Here is a 3521-nt window from a genome sequence, read left to right on the forward strand (position 1 = left end):
GGCGCCGACGTGGTGCTCGGCAACACCTACCACCTGATGCTCCGCCCCGGCCCGGAACGGATGGCGCGGCTCGGCGGGCTCCACCGCTTCATGCGCTGGGACGGGCCGATCCTCACCGATTCCGGCGGCTTCCAGGTGATGTCGCTCTCGGCCCTGCGGAAGATCGACGAGGAGGGCGTGACCTTCCGCTCGCATATCGACGGCACCGCCCACCGGATGAGCCCGGAGCGCTCCATCGAGATCCAGGGCCTGCTCGGCTCCGACATCCAGATGCAGCTCGACGAATGCGTGCGCCTGCCCGCCGAGCGGGCGGAGATCGAGAAGGCGATGCGCCTCTCGCTGCGCTGGGCCGAGCGCTGCCGCGTGGCCTTCGGCGAGCAGCCGGGCAAGGCGATGTTCGGCATCGTCCAGGGCGGCGACATCCCCGACCTGCGGGTCGAGAGCGCGCGGGCGCTCACCGATCTCGACCTGAAGGGCTACGCCATCGGCGGGCTGGCGGTGGGCGAGCCGCAGGCGGTGATGCTGGCGATGATCGAGACGGTGGAGCCGCACCTGCCGGCGACCAAGCCGCGCTACCTCATGGGCGTCGGCACGCCCGACGACCTGATGCAATCGGTGATGCGCGGGATCGACATGTTCGACTGCGTGATGCCGACCCGCGCCGGCCGCCACGGCCTCGCCTATACCCGCCACGGCCGGATCAACCTGCGCAACGCCCGCCACGCCGAGGATACCCGCCCCCTGGACGAGGCCTCCGCCTGCCCGGCGGCGCGGGACTATTCCCGCGCCTATCTCCACCACCTCGTCCGCTCGGAGGAGATTCTGGGGATGATGCTGCTGACCTGGAACAACCTCGCCTATTACCAGCAGCTGATGGCCGGCATGCGGGCGGCCATCGCCGCCGGGCGGCTCGCGGATTTCGTCGCCGAGACCAAGGATGGCTGGGCCCGGGCAGAGGCCGCCGAGAAGGGCTGAGGGTTCGGCGGCGCTTTGCGCCTCACCCTCATCCCGAGGTGCCCGCGTCAGCGGATCTCGGCGCGCTTCTGCGCCTTGGAATAGCTGGTGATGGCCGCTTGGCAGTTCGGCGAGAGCTTGGCCTTGTTCTGCTTGAAGCAGGCCCGCACCTCGGCGCTGTCCGGCGCGAACTCGCCGCAATAGCTCAGGTAATCGCCGGTGCAGTGCTGGCGCAGGGCGTCGCGGTCGGCCACGGGGGCCGCCTGGGCGGCGCTCGTCGCGATCATCAGGGCGATGGCTGTGCGTGCGATCATGGGACTCGAAACTCCGACACCACGTTGTCCCCTCCGTTCCCGGCAGGGACGACGGGGGCAGGACGGCCCGGCTCGGCCGGGTCGCGGGGTGTAGAGCCGGCGGATCGGGCGAGAGTACGGCCGGCCCATGGCAAGCCAAGCCATTATCTAGCCTCATAAAACGCCCGATTGCCGGCGGCCTTCCCGTCATTTCGGGGCGTGGGCCAGCACCTGAAAAGTCCCGCCGGGATCGTCGCGCCCGCTCTCCTGCGCCGCCTTCAGCCCCGCCACGATCCGCCCGGCGACGGGCAGCCGGTAATGCAGCGGATCCCAGTAATTCGCCGCCTGCGCCGTGATCGGGGACGGGATGCGGAAATCCACCACCGTCGCGCCGCGCTCCCGGCCGAGGCTTGCGACCCGCGCCTTGCACACGGCCTCCCGCTGCGCCGTCGGACTGCCGGGCGCGCCCTGCTGCGAGACATGGACGGGGGTGAAGGCCACGAGTTTCAGCGTGTCAGGGGGAGCCTCGGCGAGCAGGGCGTCGAGCCAAGCAAGCGCCGGCATCGGCGCGTCCGGGGGTGTCGGGCGGTATCCCGGCTCGGCCTCGGCCGCCGCCTGCGTGGCCTGGGCGCTGCGGATATGGGCGGCGGCCCGGGCCGCATCATAGGCCGCCTCCGGCGGGGTGAAGACCGCGTAGCCATCCGCCCCGAGCCGGGCGGGCCTGAGGCCGAGCCGAAACATCAGAGCCTCGAAGGCGGTGCCGAGGCTCTGCCCATTCACCTGCCGCAGGGCGCCCCAGGGCATGCCCGGCCTGTAGAGCCATGCCGGGAAAGCGCGGAAGGTCAGCCGCCGCTCATCCGCATCCGGCTCGCACCACGTCGTGTCGAGGCCGAACAGCAGCACCCGGGGCCGGTTGTGGCGCAGATAGAGGCGGGCCAGTTCGGTCTGCTCGTAGGGCGTCGCCGCGTTCATCGACAGGTTGGCGAAGCGGCCACCGAAGGCGCGGGCGAGATCCGCCGGGTCGAGCAGGCGCGCGGTCGAGGTGCCGAACACCGCCCCGTCATAGGCGCCGCTGCGGGCGATCTGCGGATACATGAAGCGCTGGTTGCCATCCATCAGCGGCCCCTGCGCCCGGCCCGGTGCGGCCCTGACGCCGTAGGGGTCGAGGGCGGCGACGAAGCCGATGCAGGCCAAGCCCGCCAGGGCGGCGACCGCCAGGAACAACAGGGCGAAACGCCGCCATTCCGGCGGCGACCCCGCCGGGTTCGCACTCGTCATCGGGCTTGGTACCGACTCAATGGTTCACGCCGCGCCGAGCCGTGTTGACCACCCCGGCTCAAGCCCCTATTGCGAGCCCTACGCTCCGAGCGCAACCGGCCCCTTTCACGGCGCCCGCGCGAACCGGATGCGAGCGCGTAGCTCAGTTGGTAGAGCAACGGACTTTTAATCTGTAGGTCCTGGGTTCGAGTCCCAGCGCGCTCACCACTTTTCCACTAAAAGTAATCACCTCGTGAAATGACCCCGATCGGGGTCGAGGTGCGGCCAAATGTGTACTTTTTTGCAAAAAGTGTGTGCTCGGCCTGCCACAGGGTGTGTAATCGGGTCAGGCCGCAGAGGCCTCGCCTAACAGGTTCTTACGGCTCTCGGCCCGATACTGTTCGAGCATGCGCATGCCGTTTCTAGCAAGCCGCAGCTTGTTCACACAGAAACTGTAGTAGCCCAATATTCGCCCCAAATATTAGCAACCGCAGAAATCTCAACCTCTGTGGCGCCAGCGTCAAATGAGGACAGGCCGATTTGGTGGAGGCGGCAGCCGCAACGATTCGCTAGGATGAGAAATTCAGACCAGGAGGGCCAGAATGGCATGACACCAATTAGGTGACGGTCGTCTTTCATACCAACGACAAAAACCTAGGACGAATTAATTTGGCCCACATTCGATGCTACCGGCATATAAGGAGCGCGTTGTCGCGCTCATTTTGATTATGTTAATTAGGCAATCTCCCAGATGTCGCACGCATCCCAGCCACATTGTACACTTAACGAGCCAGAGAAAATCGCGTCGAGCCGAGACCGCTCCGCTTCTATAACGGAGCCATCGACCGCTACAGGACGGCAGCGGCCCATCCAGCCCGGCGGTACGTAGTCCGGATTGTGCAAGGAATGATCCGACGCCTCCGCGAAAAAGGCGCGATCACCGCCGTCGATGTAGCTTTCGGCTGGCAGCCCTTCAGCGAGAAGGATATCGTGCCTATCGAGTTCGACGTGCCAGTA

3 protein-coding genes and 1 tRNA gene are annotated in these 3521 nt (G+C 67.1%); 2 read left to right on the forward strand and 2 right to left on the reverse strand.

The features are described from left to right. Positions 1 to 975, forward strand: a 975-nt coding sequence (gene tgt / locus MZTS_RS23600; RefSeq protein ID WP_192285688.1) for a tRNA guanosine(34) transglycosylase Tgt, incomplete at its 5' end; no start/stop codon positions are given. A 47-nt stretch (positions 976 to 1022) separates the two neighbouring features. Here tgt and MZTS_RS23605 read toward each other — a convergent pair. After that, on the reverse strand, positions 1023 to 1268 hold the full coding sequence (locus MZTS_RS23605; RefSeq protein WP_009865479.1) for a hypothetical protein: 246 nt from the start codon (positions 1266 to 1268) through the stop codon (positions 1023 to 1025). Positions 1269 to 1454: 186 nt separating this feature from the next. After that, on the reverse strand, positions 1455 to 2525 hold the full coding sequence (locus MZTS_RS23610; RefSeq protein ID WP_192285690.1) for a hypothetical protein: 1071 nt from the start codon (positions 2523 to 2525) through the stop codon (positions 1455 to 1457). Between the two features lie 131 nt (positions 2526 to 2656). Between MZTS_RS23610 and MZTS_RS23615 the strand changes: the two genes are divergently transcribed. After that, positions 2657 to 2732, forward strand: a tRNA-Lys gene (locus MZTS_RS23615). Positions 2733 to 3521 lie beyond the last annotated feature (789 nt).

The sequence above is a fragment of the Methylorubrum zatmanii genome (genome assembly GCF_014845115.1).
In the GTDB taxonomy this organism is placed as follows: Bacteria; Pseudomonadota; Alphaproteobacteria; order Rhizobiales; family Beijerinckiaceae; genus Methylobacterium; species Methylobacterium zatmanii.